This is a genomic window from Flagellimonas sp. 2504JD1-5 (assembly GCF_053618295.1).
Window position 1 is genome coordinate 1,092,017 of the sequence record NZ_JBSIOU010000002.1, and the last position, 19,469, is coordinate 1,111,485.

The window sequence follows — 19,469 nt, forward strand, 5'->3', positions numbered from 1 at the left end:
TCATGGAAACAGCAACAGTGAAAAAGCAAAGTATTGACATTTCCTACAAACCTGTCGGACAGTTTGAGGAAACCCGTTTTGAAAAAATCCACAACATCATTTTCGACAATTCTCGAGAAGGTTCAGTAATCGTTGCCAACGAGATTGCTGATTTGATTCGACAAAAACAAGCAGAAGGCAAACCTTGCGTTCTTGGTCTTGCAACGGGCTCATCGCCAATACGGGTGTATGAGGAACTAGTAAGAATGCACCTAGAAGAAGGATTGAGCTTTTCCAATGTCACCACTTTCAATTTGGATGAGTATCTGCCCATGGAAAAGGAAAATAGGCAGAGCTACCACTACTTTATGCACGAGCACCTGTTCAACCATATAGATATTGCACCAGAGAATGTAAATATTCCAAGTGGAACGGTAACCGGAAAAGCTGTAATAGAACACTGCGTTGCCTATGAAAAGAAGATAAAGGAAGCCGGAGGGTTGGATTTTCAACTTTTAGGGATTGGTAGAACCGGCCATGTTGGTTTCAACGAACCAGGTTCACACTACAATTCAGCAACAAGGGTTATCACCTTGGACCATATAACCCGCGTTGATGCCGCTCCAGCATTTTTAGGTATTGATAATGTTCCGAGAAAGGCCATTACCATGGGAATTTCCACGGTAATGAGCGCGAAAAGAATTGTATTGCTTGGTTGGGGACAAAACAAGGCCGAAATCATTAAAAATACGGTTGAAGGCGAAATATCTTCCCAGGTTCCCGCCACCTACCTTCAAGAACATAAGAACTGTACCTTCGTTCTTGATACCGGAGCTGCTACCGAGCTTACAAGAAACAAAACACCTTGGTTGGTAGATGAATCTTGCGAGTGGACAGAGCAATTAACAGCAAAAGCAATTGTGTGGTTATGTGACAAAACCGGCAAGTCCATATTGAGCCTGACCGACAAGGATTACAACGACAATGGAATGTCGGGGCTTTTGACCCAACAAGATTCGTACGACTTGAACATTAAAATGTTCAATAGACTACAACATACTATAACAGGATGGCCAGGAGGCAAACCCAATGCGGATGACACCAACAGACCAGAACGGGCTTTACCAGTGAAAAAAAGAGTCATCATTTTCAGTCCACACCCCGATGACGATGTTATTTCCATGGGTGGTACTTTTGACCGGTTAGTATCGCAGGGGCATGAAGTTCATGTAGCGTATCAAACATCGGGAAACATTGCAGTAGCGGATACTGAGGCATTAAAATTTGCTGAAACCGCCAATTCCATACAAGCCACTCCTGAAGCCCAGAAAATCATAGATTCCATAAAATCCAAAAACGATGGTGATTTTGACCCCGTAGAGGTTCGAAAGCTTAAAGGAAATATCAGAAGAGGCGAATCGTATGCAGCAACCCGCTATTTTGGGTTGGACGATGCCAACGTACATTTCCTGGATTTACCTTTCTATGAAACTGGTGCCATTAAGAAAAATGACCTTTCCGATGCTGACGTTGCCATAATGGAAGACATCATTAAAAAAGTAAAACCACACCAAATATATGCGGCTGGTGATTTGGCCGACCCACATGGCACGCACAAAGTTTGTTTGGATGCCGTTTTTGCCGCAGTGGAACAATTAAAGGAGGAACCTTTTATGGATGATTGCTGGTTATGGCTTTATAGAGGTGCATGGCACGAATGGGACATCAACGAGATTGAAATGGCAGTACCTATGAGTCCTGGACAGGTGCTTAGAAAAAGACTTGCCATATTCTGCCACCAATCCCAAAAAGATGGTGTTATGTTCCAAGGAAACGATTCACGAGAATTTTGGATGCGGGCCGAAGAACGCAACAAAGACACTGCACAGCACTATAAAGCATTAGGAATGGCCGATTATGCAGCCATTGAAGCCTTTGTACGATATAAGTTCAAATAATTATTGAACAGCATGATTTTAGTTTTGAGTTAATTTAATTTTAAGTTCAGGAAAAGGCCTACTTTTAGTTTTAAGTAGGCCTTTTCATTTTTACCATATGCAACGCATTCTTTTTTTCGTTTTACTTCTGTTCTGTTTTTCATGTTCCGTATACAAAGCCCCAAAAACAGAATTTAGGGGTGTTTGGGTAGCTACCGTAGTAAATATTGACTGGCCAAAAAATGCCAATGACAGTGCAGAAAAACAACAAAGGGACTTCCAAGAAATTCTTGATTTCTACCAAGATTTAAATTTCAATGCCGCAATTGTTCAAATTCGTACCGCCGGAGATGCTTTTTACCCATCCGACCTGGCACCTTGGTCCAAATATTTGACTGGAAAGGAAGGAGAAACGCCAAAAAATTTCAACAATCCCTTGGAATGGATGATCAAAGAAACCCATAAACGGGGAATGGAGTTTCATGCATGGTTGAATCCTTATCGTGCAACCTTTGATTTGGATACAACAAAACTATCCAAAAATCACGATTTTTACCAACATCCGGATTGGATGCTCAAATACGGCAAAAAATATTACTACAATCCGGGGTTGCCTGAAGTCCAGCAAAAACTGACCAATGCAATCGAAGAAGTGGTGACAAATTATGATGTGGATGCCATTCATTTTGATGACTACTTCTATCCCTATAAAATCCAAGATGAAGTTTTTCAGGACAATCTTGCTTTTCAAACGCATGGTCTACAAAATCAAACGTTGGATGATTGGCGAAGAGGCAACGTGGATTCTTTGGTAAAAAAAGTGTATAAAACCATCAAAAAGACCAAACCTTGGGTGCAATTTGGTATCAGCCCCTTCGGGGTTTGGAAAAATAAAAGCACCGACCCCAATGGTTCTGATACAAGAGCAGGACAAACCAACTATGAGGATTTATATGCTGATCCTTTACTCTGGATGGAAAAAGGCTGGTTGGATTACTTGGTTCCCCAAGTGTATTGGAGTATGGATTATCCACCCGCTTCCCATCGCATCATTACGCAGTGGTGGTCGAAAAAAGTAAAGAACACCAATTTATACATTGGAAATGGTACTTATAAAATCAAAAACAACCCGGATAAGGCTTGGAAAAGAAAAAATGAGATCCCTAAACAGCTTTCTTTGGCAAGATCCACCAAGGAAATTACAGGCAATGTCCTTTTCAGTGCCAAATCCCTTATTGGAAAACATGAAAAAGTCACAAAAAAACTGAAACGACAATTTTATCGATATCCCTCCCAAAACCCGATTGGCCAGTTAAAAACAAAAAGAACCTTATCCCCCTTGCAAATTGAATCAATGAAAATTGATAAAGGCACCCTTCAGGTTTGTGTGTCGCATAAAGACAGTGTTCCTAGATTTCTTCAATTACATTCCATAAATAAGTCCGACCCCAATCAAAAACAACTTCTAGGAAAACATTATCTTTCCGTAGAAGAAAAACAGCATTGTACCCAAATAAATTTGACCAAAAAACAATTGAAAAACAATATTGGCATCTCGCTAATTGATGCATATGGCAATGAAAGTGAAACCCAAATCGTTTCCCCGACAAAAAACCAATACAAATGAGTACCGTCGCCAAAGATAAAGGAGCATGGGCCTGGATACCTATTCTCTATTTTACACAAGGAATCCCCTATATTATGGTGGTGGTGGTTTCCGTGATTATGTACAAACGATTGGGGATTGGCAATGCCGAAATCGGGCTGTATACCAGTTGGCTATACCTTCCATGGGTTTTAAAGCCGCTTTGGAGTCCACTTGTAGACCTAAATGGAACCAAAAGAAAATGGTTTTTGGCCATGCAATTGGTGGTTGCCTTGTCTTTTTTAGGAATAGGGCTTTTTCTTCCCTCCAACTCATTTTTCATAATTACCCTTGCTTTTTTCTGGATGGCCGCATTCGCATCAGCAACCAACGACATTGCCTCTGATGGCTATTACATGATTGGGCTTTCACAAAAGAAACAATCATTCTTTATAGGATTACGCAGTACTTTTTACCGATTGGCCATGGTAACTGGCCAAGGACTCCTGGTCATATTTGCTGGTTTTTTGGAGAACAAATATGGAGACAATACCAAAGCTTGGTCAATGACCATGATCTGTGCCGCCGTTTTAATGTTGATTTTAACCGTTTCCAATTTTTTCGCAGCTCCGAAATTTGAACAATCGTCCAACTTGGACCAAGAAAAACCTGCAGGATTTTTAGATGTATTTGCCTCTTTCTTCAAGAAGAAACAGATTTGGATTGCCTTGGCCTTTATCCTTACCTATCGATTGGGAGAATCGCAATTGGTGAAAATGGCTTCCCCTTTTCTATTGGATACTTTGGATGTGGGCGGATTGGAATATTCAACCGAAGCTGTGGGCACAATCTATGGTACCGTGGGTGTCATTATGCTTTCTTTAGGTGGAATTTTAGGCGGAATCCTGATTTCAAGAGACGGGTTGAAAAAATGGATGCTGCCGATGATGTTGGCACTCAACCTACCCAATGCGCTGTATGCATTTTTGGCTTTTACACAATCCACAAGCCTGTTCGCAGTGGTGGGAACTGTTGTTTTGGAACAATTTGGCTACGGATTTGGATTCGCGGCTTTCCTCATTTATCTAATCTATATTGCCGAAGGAGTTTCTAAAACTTCCCATTACGCCATAGCCACAGGATTCATGGCATTGGGCATGATGCTCCCGGGAATGTTGAGTGGATATATCCAGGAATGGTTGGGTTACGACGGTTTTTTTCTTTGGGTGGTCATTGCAGCCATTCCGGCATTTTTGATTTTACGGTTTTTGAAATATCCCGAGGATTATGGTAAAAAGTCCAATTCAAATGGAGATGCGTAACGTACTGTCATATAAAGAAGCATCAGAAAAGCTCACCCTAAAACAAAAGGTAGGACAACTGTTCATGCCCGCTGTTTTTATAAATGATACCGAAGAAGAAGTACAACAAATTGAAGATTTGATTCGTACCCAAGCCATTGGTTCGATTTGTTTTTTTCATAGTCGTGCCAGTGCTGCCACCAATTTTGAAGGCAAAAAGAAAGTAGTTCATAATGAGTATAGTTACGACCGATTAAAACAACTCATTTCCAGATACCAAAAGGCAGCTCAATTTCCATTATTGGTAGCCATTGATGCCGAATGGGGGCTGGCCATGCGCATTGAGAATACCCATCAATATCCCTACGCAATTACTTTGGGAGCCATTCAAGAAAATTCAGACCTGATTTTTGAAGTTGGAAGACAAATTGCCCTGGATTGCAAAGCGGCCGGTATACATTGGAACTTGGCTCCGGTGGTTGATATAAATGACAACCCTGACAACCCTGTGATTGGATATCGGTCCTTTGGAGACGATAAGAACAAGGTGTTTTCCAAAGCAAAAGCTTATTTAAATGGGACGAAAAGTGTGGGTGTATTAAATTCCATCAAACATTTTCCGGGGCACGGTGATACAGCAACCGATTCCCACCTTGGGTTACCCGTTATAACTAAATCCAAAGAAGATTTATGGGAGAATGAGTTATATCCATTTTCCAAACTCATAAAGCATGGAGTCTATGCAGTTATGGTAGGACATTTGGCTGTTCCAGCTTTGGATGATTCAGAGAATCCAGCTACAACCTCATCTAAAATAATTACTGATGTTTTGCGAACGGAATTGAAGTTTGATGGTGTAATCATTTCCGATGCCCTCAATATGCATGCCGTTTCAAAAAAATATCCGCAGAAAGGAACACTCGAATTGGCTGCTTTTAATGCTGGAATGGACGTGATGTGTTTTTCGGAATTCCCTACGGAAGGCATCCACAACATTTTACAATCCTCTACTGAAAAAAGGATTGAAGCAAGCTTTAGAAGAATTTGGCGATTAAAGGAGCTGGAGTTTTCAAATACTGATCATGAGCAAAGTATTTCCTCTCCTTCGACATTAAACAAAAAACTGGCCCAGCATAGCCTTACAGAGATTTACGGAGATTCACCAGTCGTTGAACAAATCAAAGAATCCAGTTTTCTGAATCTTTCGGTGAACAACAAGAAAGAAAACAGTTTCTCAGCAGCTATTGAAAAACAATACGGACAACATCACTATCAATTGGAATTGAATTCAATACATGAAATCAGAAGTCTCGCTGCCGACCATGAAAATATCGTATTGGCCCTCTTCCCTCCTTTCGTAAAACCTAAAAACCTATTTGGGCTTCAACCTGAACTATTGGATTTCATTAATGAAATGGCAGCGCAAAAGAACGTTTTGATCTATCTTTTTGGAAATCCTTATGTTCTGGATATTTTAAATCTGGGGGCATCTTCAAATATGGTTGTGGCCTATCAGGATTTTCCAGAATTCCAAACGGAAGCTTACCAGCATTTCATAGGTCAACTTGAGGCCAAAGGAAAGCTTCCAGTAAAACTCAAAAACCATCATGAAAAAATATAAGGTTTTAGGGTTAATGTCTGGCACCTCATTGGATGGTCTGGATTCGGCCTATTGCCATTTATGGCAATCCAATGATCATTGGGAATTTTCCATTGAAAAAACCAAGGACATTTCATACGACCAAAAATTAAGGGATGCTCTAAAAAATGCCATTTACCTTTCTAAGGAAGAACATGATCAATTACACAAGGACTATGGAATTTGGTTAGGAAAACAGGCCAAGACTTTTATTGAAGAACACCTTTTAGAAGTTGATTTTATTGCGAGCCACGGACACACTTCGCATCATAGGCCGGAAGATGGAATTACATTTCAATTGGGAGATGGGCAATTATTGGCCAATACGAGCGGTAAACAGGTCATTTGCGATTTCAGGACCAAGGATGTTTCACTGAGCGGACAAGGAGCGCCTTTGGTTCCTATCGGTGATCAACTGTTGTTTTCTGATTATGATTTCTGCCTGAACCTTGGCGGAATCAGCAATATGTCCTTTGAAAAAGATGGTGAACGAATCGCTTACGACATCGGTCTGGCCAATATGCCATTGAACTACATTACCCAAAAAATTGAGTTGGATTATGATGAAAATGGAAAAATGGCTCGGTCAGGAAAACTGGATATGGAATTGCTTCAACAATTGAATCTGCTCGAATATTATAGACTTCCCTATCCAAAGTCCACAGGCTACGAATGGTTCACGGAAAAGATTGTCCCGCTGATTGAGACTTCCAAAGCTTCGGAGAATGATTTACTGAACACATTTATCCGTCACAACTGTGAGCAAATTGCGATTGAGGTACACAAACATGCCGTTAATCCTCAAAGCAAATTGTTTGTTACAGGTGGTGGCGCGTTGAATCAATTCTTTGTGGATATCCTTCAAACCAAACTAGGAACATCCATCGAAGTCGTTGTCCCCAACAAAACATTGATTGCTTATAAAGAAGCTTTGGTTTTTGCCTTAATGGGGGTACTTCGTACTGAAAGCAAAATCAATGTACTCTCTTCTGTTACCGGAGCAACCCAAGATTCATGCAGTGGTGAAATATTCGTTCCGAAATAATAGAGATTAAGATGTGTCACTTCGAGCGCAGTCGAGAAGTCTTAAAAACTATGCTCTTTAATTGGTCTCACCCTTCGACAGGCTCAGGAAGACAGCTCGACCTAACAAATCCGAAATTTTATGCCGTGGCTACCCTCTTAGGTTTTCGTATCATCATATAAATTACCAACGAAACCAACCCACAAATACCCAAACCAGCAAAAAGGGGCCAAACACTGGTTTCAACAAAATTTCCAATGAATGAGGCTATGGGAATGGCCAATAAGGTGGATATAAATCCATTAATGGCTGCTCCTATTCCAGCAATATGACCTATGGGTTCCATGGCAATAGACCTAAAATTTCCCCACATAAAACCAAGACAAAAGAACTGAGCTGAAAGAAATCCTACCAAAACAAAGATGTTAGGATTTGGTGCATTCCAAAAAATGAATGCATACAACAAAGCAATCGTACAAAAAGCAATGAGTGCCATCAAGGAAAGTTTACGCATTCCAAATTTAAGCACCAATGTACCGTTCAAAAATGTAGAAAACCCTATGGAAATTGCCAGTCCTGCAAAAATATAAGGGAATGCTTCTTTCATTTGGTAAATATCCTCGAAAACATGTTGTGCCGCACTCAGGTAAACCAAAAAGGCTCCAGTCACTAACCCTGACATAAAAGTATAAGCGATGGTTTCCTTGTATTTCATAAACTCTTTGGTTCCATCTACAAATACATGTTTGGTAAATGGGATTTTAAATTCTGGTTTAAGGGTTTCGGGCTGCCGTTTCCAAAACCAGATACAGACCAAAAGACCAAAAACCAGTTGGATATAAAAAATGGCCTTCCACCCTAAGCTATCCAAAATAACCTTTCCTATGGCGGGAGCCACCACTGGCACAAGGATAAAAAAGGCGACTACAAATGACATCACTTTGGCCATATAATCTCCTTTATAGGTGTCCCTGATAATGGAAATGGCCAATGTTCTAGGTGCAGAAAGCCCAATACCTTGAAGAATCCTGCCTATAATCATGATCTCTAAAGATGGTGCAAAGACGCATATAATGCTGGCCAAAACAAACAGCGTAAAACCTACATACACAATTGGTTTTCTGCCATAACAATCAGAGAGAGGGCCAAAGAACAATTGTCCCAAGCCCAGACCCAAGAAAATCATGGTGACCAGTAATTGATTATCCGTTGGATTGAGGCTATTTATGGCTGCACCTATATCCGAAATTGCGGGCAAAAGTGCATCAATCGCCAGGGCCACGATGGACATCAAGGAGGCCATCAAGGCAATAAACTCGAAATTTGGTTTTTGGGTGTCTTTTTGCATTACGCAAAATTACATATACCCTATTCAGCAATGAACTTTTTTAGACGGTATTTGGATATGGGGTTATAGAAAGATTTTATAGTTTAAAAATCACAAAGGAATGTTCCCATGCTTCTTTTTAGGGGTCTGCACCTGTTTCTTCTCTAACATCGCAAAGGCCTTCAATAATTTGCGCCTAGTATTTTTAGGTAGAATGACTTCATCTATAAAACCACGTTGTGCAGCTCGGTACGGATTGGCAAACTTGTCAGCATACTCGGCTTCTTTCTCCTTGAGTTTGGCTTCTGGGTCATCCGCAGCCGCAATTTCCCTTCTAAAAATAATCTCACTCGCCCCTTTAGCTCCCATCACTGCAATTTCAGCTGTCGGCCATGCAAAATTAAAATCTGCACCAATATGTTTGGAGTTCATCACATCGTAAGCGCCTCCGTAAGCCTTTCTGGTAATCACGGTAACACGTGGAACGGTAGCTTCGCTAAGTGCATATAACAATTTCGCTCCGTGCATGATGATTCCGTTCCATTCCTGATCTGTGCCTGGTAAAAATCCTGGCACATCTACCAATACCAACAATGGAATATTGAAGGCATCACAAAAACGGGTAAATCGTGCTGCTTTCCTGGAACTCTTCACTCCTAAAACACCTGCCAAAAACATAGGTTGATTGGCAATTATTCCAACACTACGGCCTCCCAACCTGGCAAATCCCACAATAATGTTTTCTGCATAATCCTTATGGATTTCATAAAAGGAATCCGCATCGATAATCCCATTGATCACGTCATGCATGTCGTATGGCTTGTTGGGATTGTCAGGTACGATATTGGTCAATTCATCTCGAATCTCCTCACCTAATTTGTAATCCAGTGTTTTTGGAATTTCGGTATTGTTTTGAGGCAGATAATCCAAAAGCCTTTTAATATCATCCAAACAAGAAGCATCATTATTGGAAGTTTTATGGGCCACCCCTGATTTTATGGCGTGTGTAGTTGCACCCCCAAGTTCTTCGGATGTCACCTCCTCATTAGTTACCGTTTTAACCACATTTGGACCTGTCACAAACATATAACTGGTTTCTTCCACCATCACAATAAAATCGGTCATGGCTGGAGAGTAAACGGCACCACCAGCACATGGCCCCATTACAGCGGATATTTGTGGAATTACTCCTGAAGCCTGTACATTTCTATAAAATATATCGGCATAACCTCCCAAAGACTTTACACCTTCCTGAATTCGGGCACCCCCAGAATCATTGAGACCAATAATGGGCGCGCCCACTTTCATGGCCAAATCCATCACCTTGCAAATCTTTTCGGCATGGGTTTCTGATAAAGCTCCTCCAAAAACCGTAAAATCCTGGGCATAAACATAGACCAACCTCCCATTAATGGTTCCGTAACCCGTGATGACACCATCCCCATAATAGATTTCCTTCTCCATCCCAAAATCAGTGGTGCGGTGGGTTACCAAAATCCCCATTTCTTCAAAAGAGCCCTCATCCAACAAATAATCGATTCGTTCCCGAGCAGTCAGTTTTTTCTTTTGGTGTTGCTTTGCAATCCGCTTTTCACCACCACCCAAATGGGCTTCTTCAATCTTATCCTTTAATATTTTTACTTTGGAATCCATCTGTGTTAGTTTGTGGGTAGTTGAACTATTTTTTTGTCTTCAAGATATTGATAAAGTGCAACCATCGCGGCAATCTCTGCTTCACTCTCCTTTTTCTTTTTGATTTTTTCCGGTGAATAGTAATTTTTTACAAAATGGGTGTCAAAATTCCCAGACCGGAAAGCCTCATGGCCAAAAACAAAGGTGCCAAAAGGCAATGTGGTCTGCACGCCCTTTATTTTATAATCTTGAATGGCATCAAGCATCAATTCGATGGCCTCTTCACGGGTTTTACCATAGGTAATCAACTTTGAAAGCATGGGATCATAGTAAATTGGAATGTCCATCCCCTCTTCAAAACCATTATCCACCCGGACACCTTCGCCAACCGGAAGTTTGTATGTCTCCAAGTTTCCAACACTGGGAAGAAAATCGTTCAAGGGGTCCTCTGCATATACGCGAAGTTCCACAGCATGACCATGAATCTTTAAATCTTCTTGTTTAATGGAAAGCTTTTCTCCTCTGGCCACTTTAATCTGAAGTTCTACCAAATCCACTCCTGAAATCAGCTCCGTAACCGGGTGTTCCACTTGCAAACGGGTGTTCATTTCCAAAAAATAGAAATTTAAATCGGCATCCATTAAAAATTCCACCGTTCCGGCGCCGACATAATCGCAAGCTTTGGCAACCTTGGTTGCGGCTACTCCCATTTCTTCCCGTAACTCTGGGGTCAATACAGACGATGGCGCTTCTTCCACTACCTTTTGGTGACGACGTTGAATACTGCATTCGCGTTCAAAAAAGTGCAACACATTTCCATGGGTGTCGGCCATTACCTGAATCTCAATATGTCTGGGTGAAGTGACATATTTTTCCACAAAAACAGAACCATCGCCAAAGGCAGAGGTCGCCTCACTAATGGCACGTTCCATTTGAGATTCCAAATCAGCTTCTCTTTCCACAATCCGCATACCCTTACCACCGCCACCGGCAGAAGCTTTTATCAAAACCGGGTATCCAATCTCATTGGCAATTTCATGGGCTTTGGCTACATCCGTGATAGCTTCATCAATACCGGGCACCATGGGAATGTTGTATTCTTTTACGGCATCCTTGGCGGCCAACTTGCTCCCCATTATTCGGATCGCCTTTGATTTTGGACCTATAAATGTTAGGCCATTCTTCTCTGCTGCTTCAGCAAAATCCGCATTCTCACTCAAAAAGCCATAGCCAGGGTGGATTCCATCGACATTCAACTTTTTGGCCACCTCAATAATCTTGTCCCCCAATAAATAGGATTTATTGGAAGGTGCCTCTCCAATGCAAACGGCCTCATCGGCAAACCTGACATGCGGTGCATTTCTATCCACTTCAGAAAACACGGCAACGGTGTTGATTCCCATTTTTTTCGCGGTCCGCATCACCCGTAAGGCTATCTCTCCGCGATTTGCAACCAATATTTTCTTCATGACCCGTTTTATTGAAATTGAATTAGCAATTGTTTCTTATCAACAGCATCTCCTTGCTTCACCGCAATCTTTTTTACGACTCCTTTTCTTGGCGAAGTGATGATATTTTCCATTTTCATGGCCTCCAACACCAATAGCTGCTGATCTTCTGCAACTTCTTGGCCTTCTTCCACCGAAATATCCAAAATGAGTCCCGGCATGGGTGCAGAAACGGAATCGATGTTCTTGGTGCCGTTTGAAGCAAAACCCATTTTTTTGATGAGTTCGTGCAAAGGGGTGCCAATTGAGGTTTGGAACTCACTGCCGTTCACCATTACCGTGTACAATCTACTATTGAAATCCGCATTGCTGATCTCAACCTTATACGATGTTCCGTTTTTTAATAGGTGGAAGGTGCCGTTCCCAGTTTTAAGGATATCGAGTTTAGAAATATCCTCTCCTGACAATTGAAAATCAAAGCTTTCATCGACTTTGACCACATAGGAATTTTCCATAGAGAAGTTATCAAAGGTTATCTTTATAAATATAAGATTATGACCTAATCTACCACAAATCTATACCCATAAACTTTTAAGAATTATGATAATGGTCATTCATTTACATATAATTGTAAGCTAACTATGCAACTGCAATCGGGCAGGTTGAAAATCTTATCAAATGCTTACTTTTGGGGTTAAAATTATCATTATGCTGATTTTAGGAATTGCTGGCGGTACGGGCTGCGGAAAAACCACGGTGGTCAATCAAATTGTGGAGGAACTTCCAGAAAATGAGGTTGGCGTTATATCCCAGGATTCCTATTATAATGACCTTTCCCACTTGACTAAGGAAGAGCGGGCAAAAATCAATTTTGACCATCCAAATTCCATAGATTTTGATTTGTTGATCTCACACCTCGAAGCATTAAGGGAGGGGAAATCCATCGACAAACCCATTTATTCCTTTGTAGAAGAAAATCGACTTGAGGACACCATTCCAACAGAACCTAGAAAGGTAATGATCGTAGAGGGCATTTTGGTGCTTAGCAATCCCAAACTCCGTGACATGTTCGATATAAAAATATATGTCCATGCAGATTCGGATGAGCGTTTGATACGAAGATTGCAAAGGGATATTCGTGAACGGGGACATGACTTGGAAAAAGTGTTGACAAGGTATCAAACCGCGGTAAAGCCAATGCATCAGCAGTTTATAGAGCCTTCAAAGGAATTTGCGGATATCATTATCCCCAACAACCACTACAATACGGTTGCGGTGGATATGGTACGTACCATTATAAACGACAGGTTACATTAAAATGGGATTCAAAGAGCTAAAAAATAAAAAATGGTTTAAGGTAATGACCAATATGTATGTGCTGGTACTTACCATTTTTGTAATCTGGATGGCTTTTTTCGACACTAATTCTTTGCTGATTCATTTAGAGCTTCGGAACGAAATCAAAAAGTTGGAAAAACAGAAAGAATTTCTCCAAGGTGAAATCAGTAAAGACAAAGACATTCTGGAAAAGCTATCAGATAAAGGTGAATTGGAGAAATTTGCCCGTGAAAAGTTCTACATGAAGAAAGAGAACGAAGAAATCTTCTTGATTGAATATGAGGATAGCCTAAAAATTAAAAAGGATGAATAAATCAGGTTTGCTTGATGAATTTTCCGAGGTTTCTGCAAAACAGTGGAAACAAAAAATCCAATTTGATCTAAAGGGAGCGGATTACAACGAGACCTTGGTTTGGGAGTCCTTGGAAGGGATTGCCGTAAAACCCTTCTACCATTCGGAGGATTTACAAGAACTAAAAACCTTTCACCTTCCGAAAGGGCACAATTGGAAAATTGGACAATCCATCTATATCGGGGATGCAAAAAAAGCCAACGCAAGAGCACTGGACGCTCTAAAAAGAGGGGCTGAAAGTTTGATTTTCACCATTCCCCATGAAGATTTTGATGCAGAGGCATTGCTCGCCGATATCGATTTAAAAAACACTCCACTACATTTCAATTTTGAGTTTTTGGCGCTGGAACCCATTAAAAATTTGCTGTCTTTTTTAGAGGGGAAGGACGCTAGCATTCATCTCAATATTGATATTGTTGGGAATTTGTCCCGAACTGGAAACTGGTTTCATAATTTGGAGAAAGACCATTCTCTTTTGGAAGAAATATGTAGCCTGACAAAAAAACAAAATGTTACCTCAACACTTAGTGTTGATCTATCCCTTTATCAAAATGCCGGGGCCAACATGGTTCAGCAATTAGCTTATGGTTTGGCCCATGCCAACGAATATCTTAATCATTTTCATGGAAGTTCGGAGGCAGCGGACACTGAGCGAAGTCGAAGTGCCGAGAGGTCTCTCCCAATTGCTTTCAAAGTATCTGTTGGCAGCAACTATTTCTTTGAAATAGCCAAACTTAGGGCATTGCGTTGGTTATGGAATAGTATTTCCTCCGAATACAACTTAGATAAGGATTGCCATATTTTGACCGTACCCTCAAAACGAAACAAAACCCTTTACGATTACAATGTGAACCTGCTCCGGACTACATCGGAATGTATGTCTGCCGTATTGGGAGGTGCAGATACTGTGGTTAACATGCCTTACGACTCCACCTACCATAAAGATAATGAGTTCGCGGACCGAATTGCTAGAAACCAGTTGTTGTTGCTCAAAGAGGAAAGTTACTTTGATCAAGCTTCCAATGTTGCCGAAGGTTCGTACTATATTGAATCATTGACACAGCAATTGGCACAAAAAGCCCTAAATCTTTTCAAACAGATTGAAAATTCAGGTGGATTTCTATTGGAATTGAAAAAAGGAACAATCCAAAGAAAAGTAAAGGAAAGTGCGGCTAAAGAACAGCAACTTTTTGATTCAGGTGGAATTACTTCAGTGGGCACCAACAAATTCCAAAATGCCCAGGACAGCATGAAAAATGATATTGAGCTTTATCCTTTTGTAAAGACCAAACCACGAAAGACCATTATCGAACCTATCATAGAGAAACGTTTAGCCGAGGAATTGGAACAAAAAAGATTGGATGATGAGTAGAAAAAATCTTCAAAACATAGAATTATCGGGCTGTCATCCTGAGCTTGTCGAAGGAAGAGCTGAGACCCCTTCCAACTTCGCGGCAGGCATCCCTCCTTTTTTACGGGGGCCCTACTCCACCATGTATGTCCGCAGACCATGGACCATTCGCCAATATGCCGGGTTTTCAACGGCAGAAGAAAGTAACGCGTTTTATAGAAGAAATCTGGAAGCAGGCCAAAAAGGACTTTCCGTGGCTTTTGACCTTCCTACCCATAGAGGGTACGATAGCGACAATAATCGTGTTGTAGGTGATGTTGGCAAAGCAGGTGTTGCCATAGATTCGGTTGAGGATATGAAAGTTCTTTTTGACGGTATTCCCTTGGATAAAATGTCCGTTTCCATGACCATGAACGGTGCCGTACTCCCCATTATGGCCTTTTATATTGTTGCCGCTGAAGAACAGGGAGTTTCCATGGAAAAGCTTTCAGGAACCATTCAAAATGATATTCTCAAGGAATTCATGGTTCGAAATACCTATATCTATCCCCCAGCACCATCCATGCAACTCGTAGCCGATATTTTTGAGTTTACAAGTCAGCATATGCCCAAATTCAATAGTATAAGTATTTCAGGATATCACATGCATGAAGCTGGGGCCCCTGCCGCTATTGAACTGGCCTATACTCTTGCAGATGGTATTGAATATATCAGAACTGGAATAAAAGCGGGTCTTAAAATTGATGATTTCGCTCCACGTCTATCTTTTTTCTGGGGAATTGGAATGAATCATTTCACAGAAATTGCCAAAATGCGGGCCGGCAGAATGCTCTGGTCCAAATTGGTGAAGGAATTCGACCCAAAAAATGAAAAATCCTTAATGCTCCGTACCCACAGCCAAACCAGTGGATGGAGTTTAACGGAGCAAGACCCTTTCAACAATGTGGCCAGAACCACTATTGAGGCCATGGCGGCCGCTTTTGGGGGTACCCAAAGCTTGCACACAAATGCATTGGATGAAGCCATTGCCCTTCCCACCGATTTCTCGGCACGAATTGCAAGGAACACGCAGATTTATCTACAACAAGAAACCTATATCACCAAAACTGTGGATCCTTGGGCAGGAAGCCACATAGTGGAAAAACTTACTCAGGAAATTGCCGATGAAGCCTGGAAACTGATTCAAGAAGTGGAAAAATTAGGTGGAATGACCAAAGCCATTGAAGCTGGCATTCCAAAAATGCGAATTGAGGAAGCAGCAGCTAAAAAACAAGCTCGAATAGATAGTGGTCAAGATACCATTCTTGGGGTAAACAAATATCAGCTGGAAGATGAAGATGAGCTTCAGATTCTTGAAGTAGACAATGCCAAAGTCCGCAAACAACAGATCTCTCAACTTCAACAACTTAAATCCGACCGGGATGAAGATGAGGTTCAAAATGCACTAAAGCAAATTTCCGAAGCATCCAAAAAAGCAATGCAAAATAACGCTGAGCGTGAAAATTTATTAGCTTTAGCCGTAACTGCTGCCAAGCTGAGAGCTACTTTGGGCGAAATAAGTGACGCCATGGAAAGTGCTTTTGGAAGGTATCAGGCAAAAATCCAATCATTTACGGGAGTGTATTCCAAAGAAATCAAAAACAACAAAAGCTTTGAAGAGGCCAAAAAATTGGCCGATGATTTTGCATTGGAAGAAGGTAGACGACCAAGAATTATGGTTGCAAAAATGGGACAGGACGGACACGATCGTGGAGCCAAGGTGGTTGCTACAGGTTACGCCGACCTAGGTTTTGATGTAGACATTGGGCCTTTGTTCCAAACTCCTGCAGAAGTAGCTAAACAAGCGGTTGAAAATGATGTTCATGTTCTTGGTATTTCTTCATTGGCCGGGGGACATAAAACATTGGTCCCAGAAGTTGTCCAAGAACTTAAAACCTATGGAAGGGAGGATATTTTGGTTATTGTTGGTGGGGTAATCCCAAAACAAGATTACAAACACTTGTTAGACCATGGCGCGGTTGCTGTTTTCGGGCCGGGCACCAAAATTAGTGATGCCGCTATAGAAATCTTAAAGATTTTGATGGACTGATCCCTCTTAAAAAGCTTGTAATTACAACTTTAACTTTCTTTAACGCGCATTGACAGTGTTATTCACCTAGTGTTAACAAAATTCATTTTTTAACGTCTTAAATAATTGTATTTTTAGCACCTAACTTACTATCAAATGGGCAAGATAATTGCTATTGCGAATCAGAAGGGTGGTGTAGGTAAGACAACAACAACGGTGAACCTTGCCGCCTCACTTGGTGTACTGGAAAAAAAGGTGTTGTTGATAGATGCCGACCCACAGGCGAATGCAACCTCCGGTTTAGGTGTTGACGTAGATGGTGTTGAACAAGGTAGTTACCAGTTGCTGGAACATACCAAATCTGTTGATGAGGTGATTATTCAGACCGATTCCCCAAATGTGGATCTCATTCCAGCACATATCGACCTAGTTGCTATTGAGATTGAATTGGTCGATAAAGACAATAGGGAATATATGCTAAAGGAAGCCCTTAAGGGTTTGGGTAACAGATATGACTACATTTTAATCGATTGCGCCCCATCTTTAGGATTACTGACCTTGAACGCTTTAACAGCAGCGGATTCCGTTATGATTCCCATACAATGTGAATATTTTGCATTGGAAGGTTTGGGTAAATTATTGAATACAGTAAAAAGTGTGCAGAAAATCCATAATAATGATTTGGATATTGAAGGCATGTTGTTGACCATGTACGATTCAAGACTGCGCCTTTCCAATCAAGTGGTGGAGGAAGTTAAAAAACACTTTGCGGATATGGTTTTCGACACCATTATCCAAAGAAATGTAAGGCTGAGTGAGGCCCCAAGTTACGGCGAAAGTATTATCAAATATGACGCAAGCAGTAAAGGAGCCACCAATTACTTGAACTTGGCCAACGAAATATTGAAGAAAAACAAGGAGAAAGTTTAAATGGCGAAAGCAACCAAAAAGCAAGCTTTGGGAAGAGGTCTGTCCGCACTTTTAAAGGACCCTGAAAATGATATTCAGTCGGTTTCTGATAAAAATGCAGATCAGGTCATTGGAAATGTTGTTGAACTAGATGTGGATTCAATTGAAGTGAACCCCTTTCAACCTCGTTCCAATTTTAACGATGAAGCGCTGAAGGAATTGGCCAGTTCCATCAAGGAACTTGGTATTATTCAACCCATCACCGTAAGAAAGCTAGATTTCAATAAATTTCAGCTTGTATCCGGGGAAAGAAGGTTCAGGGCCTCCAAACTGGTCGGATTAAAGACCATTCCGGCGTACATACGTATTGCCAACGACCAAGAATCCTTGGAAATGGCCTTGGTAGAAAACATCCAACGTCAAGATTTAGACCCTATTGAGATTGCCCTATCCTACCAACGATTAATCGATGAGATTCAGGTCACCCAGGAAAAACTTAGCGATCGTGTAGGCAAAAAACGATCCACCATAACCAACTACCTCCGTCTTTTAAAATTGCATCCCATTATCCAAACCGGAATGCGTGACGGATTTGTTACTATGGGTCACGGACGTGCATTGATCAATATTGAAAGGAAAAAAGACCAAATCAACATTTACGAAAAAGTAGTTTCTGAAGGTCTTTCCGTTCGTGAAACAGAGCGCTTGGTCAAAGCATATAAAGATGCGAAGGATGGCAAATCCCCGGACAAAAAACAAGATGTTCAGAAAGAAGTTCCCAATTTTATCTCTAAAGGATTGGATGCCCTTAAAAAACGACTTGCGACCCAAGTGGACATTTCCACCTCACCAAACGGAAAGGGAAAAATTGTGATTCCATTTCATTCCAAAGAGGAATTTCAGCGATTAAGAAAAATATTGACAGGTGATTAAAAACCTCCTTTTTTCCTGTATTTTATTACTGTCCTTTCATTCAACTTTCTCTCAAGAAAAAGAAGCAGAAGAGGAACAACCTCACCCACAAGAAATTGATTCATTGGCACTAGATCTTGAAGGAGAAGGTATCACTATTCAAGAAGTAACTTATCAGAAAAAGAAAATCAATCCCTTAGCACCAAGTAAAGCGGCTTTTTATTCTGCAATACTTCCTGGTCTGGGTCAGATTTACAATAAACGGTATTGGAAAGCCCCCATTGTTTGGGGAGCTATAGGTACTGGAATCTATGTCTATTCCTACAATAACACCCAATACAATGCGGCCAGGGATGCTTTCAAAAGACGTCGTGCCGGTTTTACTGATGATGAATTTTATGACATTAACGGTGACGGAACGGGACCCGACATTTCTTTAGAGGCTCTTCAAGACGCACAGGAGAGTACCCAGCGTGATCGCGATTTATCATTGCTTATCACCATTGTCATGTATGCATTGAATATTGTCGATGCCAATGTGGATGCACATTTAAAACAGTACAATGTTGATGATGATCTGGCCATTGACTTTAAACCTTATTTAGATCTTAATCCCCTGACCAACAATCCAAATTATGGAATAGCGTTGGTCGTAAAATTTTAGTTT

Annotated in this window: 16 protein-coding genes; 12 read left to right on the top strand and 4 right to left on the bottom strand. The window is 41.0% G+C overall.

Annotation, left to right across the window (positions count from 1 at the left end; translation table 11 throughout):
- Positions 1-2 precede the first annotated feature (2 nt).
- The 5 genes from nagB to ACULLG_RS14355 all read left to right on the top strand — a co-directional run bounded on the left by nagB (position 3) and on the right by ACULLG_RS14355 (position 7,486).
- Positions 3-1,937 carry a glucosamine-6-phosphate deaminase gene (nagB, locus tag ACULLG_RS14335; RefSeq protein WP_452127487.1) on the top strand — a complete coding sequence of 645 codons (1,935 nt, stop codon included), beginning with the start codon at positions 3-5 and terminating at the stop codon, positions 1,935-1,937.
- Positions 1,938-2,034: 97 nt separating this feature from the next.
- On the top strand, positions 2,035-3,543 hold the full coding sequence (locus ACULLG_RS14340; protein WP_452127488.1) for a glycoside hydrolase family 10 protein: 1,509 nt from the start codon (positions 2,035-2,037) through the stop codon (positions 3,541-3,543).
- Positions 3,540-4,823, top strand: a complete 1,284-nt coding sequence (locus ACULLG_RS14345) for an MFS transporter (protein WP_452127489.1) — start codon at positions 3,540-3,542, stop codon at positions 4,821-4,823. Before ACULLG_RS14340 ends, ACULLG_RS14345 begins: the two co-directional genes overlap by 4 nt.
- Positions 4,816-6,423, top strand: coding sequence for a glycoside hydrolase family 3 protein (locus ACULLG_RS14350; RefSeq protein ID WP_452127490.1), 1,608 nt, complete (start codon positions 4,816-4,818; stop codon positions 6,421-6,423). The genes ACULLG_RS14345 and ACULLG_RS14350 overlap by 8 nt, the downstream gene beginning before the upstream one ends.
- Positions 6,410-7,486 carry an anhydro-N-acetylmuramic acid kinase gene (locus tag ACULLG_RS14355; protein ID WP_452127491.1) on the top strand — a complete coding sequence of 359 codons (1,077 nt, stop codon included), beginning with the start codon at positions 6,410-6,412 and terminating at the stop codon, positions 7,484-7,486. Before ACULLG_RS14350 ends, ACULLG_RS14355 begins: the two co-directional genes overlap by 14 nt.
- Positions 7,487-7,604: 118 nt before the next feature.
- Here ACULLG_RS14355 and ACULLG_RS14360 read toward each other — a convergent pair whose 3' ends face one another.
- From ACULLG_RS14360 to ACULLG_RS14375, 4 genes are all read right to left on the bottom strand, one after another.
- Positions 7,605-8,813, bottom strand: coding sequence for a multidrug effflux MFS transporter (locus tag ACULLG_RS14360; RefSeq protein ID WP_452127492.1), 1,209 nt, complete (start codon positions 8,811-8,813; stop codon positions 7,605-7,607).
- A 90-nt stretch (positions 8,814-8,903) separates the two neighbouring features.
- Entirely contained in the window at positions 8,904-10,445 is a 1,542-nt protein-coding gene (locus tag ACULLG_RS14365) for an acyl-CoA carboxylase subunit beta (RefSeq protein ID WP_452127493.1), read from the bottom strand.
- A gap of 5 nt (positions 10,446-10,450) precedes the next feature.
- Positions 10,451-11,893, bottom strand: a complete 1,443-nt coding sequence (accC, locus tag ACULLG_RS14370; protein ID WP_452127494.1) for an acetyl-CoA carboxylase biotin carboxylase subunit — start codon at positions 11,891-11,893, stop codon at positions 10,451-10,453.
- Between the two features lie 8 nt (positions 11,894-11,901).
- Positions 11,902-12,387, bottom strand: coding sequence for an acetyl-CoA carboxylase biotin carboxyl carrier protein subunit (locus tag ACULLG_RS14375; RefSeq protein ID WP_452127495.1), 486 nt, complete (start codon positions 12,385-12,387; stop codon positions 11,902-11,904).
- A gap of 193 nt (positions 12,388-12,580) precedes the next feature.
- Here ACULLG_RS14375 and udk point away from each other — a divergent pair, with 193 nt between their 5' ends.
- The 7 genes from udk (at position 12,581) to ACULLG_RS14410 (ending at position 19,466) form a co-directional block, all read left to right on the top strand.
- Positions 12,581-13,189, top strand: coding sequence for a uridine kinase (udk, locus tag ACULLG_RS14380; RefSeq protein WP_420602298.1), 609 nt, complete (start codon positions 12,581-12,583; stop codon positions 13,187-13,189).
- A gap of 1 nt (position 13,190) precedes the next feature.
- A complete protein-coding gene (locus ACULLG_RS14385) occupies positions 13,191-13,523 on the top strand; it encodes an FtsB family cell division protein (RefSeq protein WP_452127496.1) in 333 nt (110 codons plus the stop codon).
- Positions 13,516-14,934: a methylmalonyl-CoA mutase subunit beta gene (locus ACULLG_RS14390; RefSeq protein WP_452127497.1), complete on the top strand. Its 1,419-nt coding sequence runs from the start codon at positions 13,516-13,518 to the stop codon at positions 14,932-14,934. Before ACULLG_RS14385 ends, ACULLG_RS14390 begins: the two co-directional genes overlap by 8 nt.
- Positions 14,927-17,002, top strand: coding sequence for a methylmalonyl-CoA mutase (gene scpA / locus ACULLG_RS14395; protein WP_452127978.1), 2,076 nt, complete (start codon positions 14,927-14,929; stop codon positions 17,000-17,002). The genes ACULLG_RS14390 and scpA overlap by 8 nt, the downstream gene beginning before the upstream one ends.
- A gap of 135 nt (positions 17,003-17,137) precedes the next feature.
- Entirely contained in the window at positions 17,138-17,911 is a 774-nt protein-coding gene (locus ACULLG_RS14400; RefSeq protein ID WP_452127498.1) for a ParA family protein, read from the top strand.
- A complete protein-coding gene (locus ACULLG_RS14405; protein ID WP_452127499.1) occupies positions 17,912-18,823 on the top strand; it encodes a ParB/RepB/Spo0J family partition protein in 912 nt (303 codons plus the stop codon). It abuts the gene before it with no gap.
- Entirely contained in the window at positions 18,816-19,466 is a 651-nt protein-coding gene (locus ACULLG_RS14410) for a DUF5683 domain-containing protein (protein WP_452127500.1), read from the top strand. The genes ACULLG_RS14405 and ACULLG_RS14410 overlap by 8 nt, the downstream gene beginning before the upstream one ends.
- Positions 19,467-19,469: the final 3 nt, after the last annotated feature.

Coding starts and splice junctions, on each gene's coding strand:
- nagB (WP_452127487.1), top strand. CDS start 3: ATGGAAACAGCAACAGTGAAAAAGCAAAGTATTGACATTTCCTACAAA.
- ACULLG_RS14340 (WP_452127488.1), top strand. CDS start 2,035: ATGCAACGCATTCTTTTTTTCGTTTTACTTCTGTTCTGTTTTTCATGT.
- ACULLG_RS14345 (WP_452127489.1), top strand. CDS start 3,540: ATGAGTACCGTCGCCAAAGATAAAGGAGCATGGGCCTGGATACCTATT.
- ACULLG_RS14350 (WP_452127490.1), top strand. CDS start 4,816: ATGCGTAACGTACTGTCATATAAAGAAGCATCAGAAAAGCTCACCCTA.
- ACULLG_RS14355 (WP_452127491.1), top strand. CDS start 6,410: ATGAAAAAATATAAGGTTTTAGGGTTAATGTCTGGCACCTCATTGGAT.
- ACULLG_RS14360 (WP_452127492.1), bottom strand. CDS start 8,813: ATGCAAAAAGACACCCAAAAACCAAATTTCGAGTTTATTGCCTTGATG.
- ACULLG_RS14365 (WP_452127493.1), bottom strand. CDS start 10,445: ATGGATTCCAAAGTAAAAATATTAAAGGATAAGATTGAAGAAGCCCAT.
- accC (WP_452127494.1), bottom strand. CDS start 11,893: ATGAAGAAAATATTGGTTGCAAATCGCGGAGAGATAGCCTTACGGGTG.
- ACULLG_RS14375 (WP_452127495.1), bottom strand. CDS start 12,387: ATGGAAAATTCCTATGTGGTCAAAGTCGATGAAAGCTTTGATTTTCAA.
- udk (WP_420602298.1), top strand. CDS start 12,581: ATGCTGATTTTAGGAATTGCTGGCGGTACGGGCTGCGGAAAAACCACG.
- ACULLG_RS14385 (WP_452127496.1), top strand. CDS start 13,191: ATGGGATTCAAAGAGCTAAAAAATAAAAAATGGTTTAAGGTAATGACC.
- ACULLG_RS14390 (WP_452127497.1), top strand. CDS start 13,516: ATGAATAAATCAGGTTTGCTTGATGAATTTTCCGAGGTTTCTGCAAAA.
- scpA (WP_452127978.1), top strand. CDS start 14,927: ATGAGTAGAAAAAATCTTCAAAACATAGAATTATCGGGCTGTCATCCT.
- ACULLG_RS14400 (WP_452127498.1), top strand. CDS start 17,138: ATGGGCAAGATAATTGCTATTGCGAATCAGAAGGGTGGTGTAGGTAAG.
- ACULLG_RS14405 (WP_452127499.1), top strand. CDS start 17,912: ATGGCGAAAGCAACCAAAAAGCAAGCTTTGGGAAGAGGTCTGTCCGCA.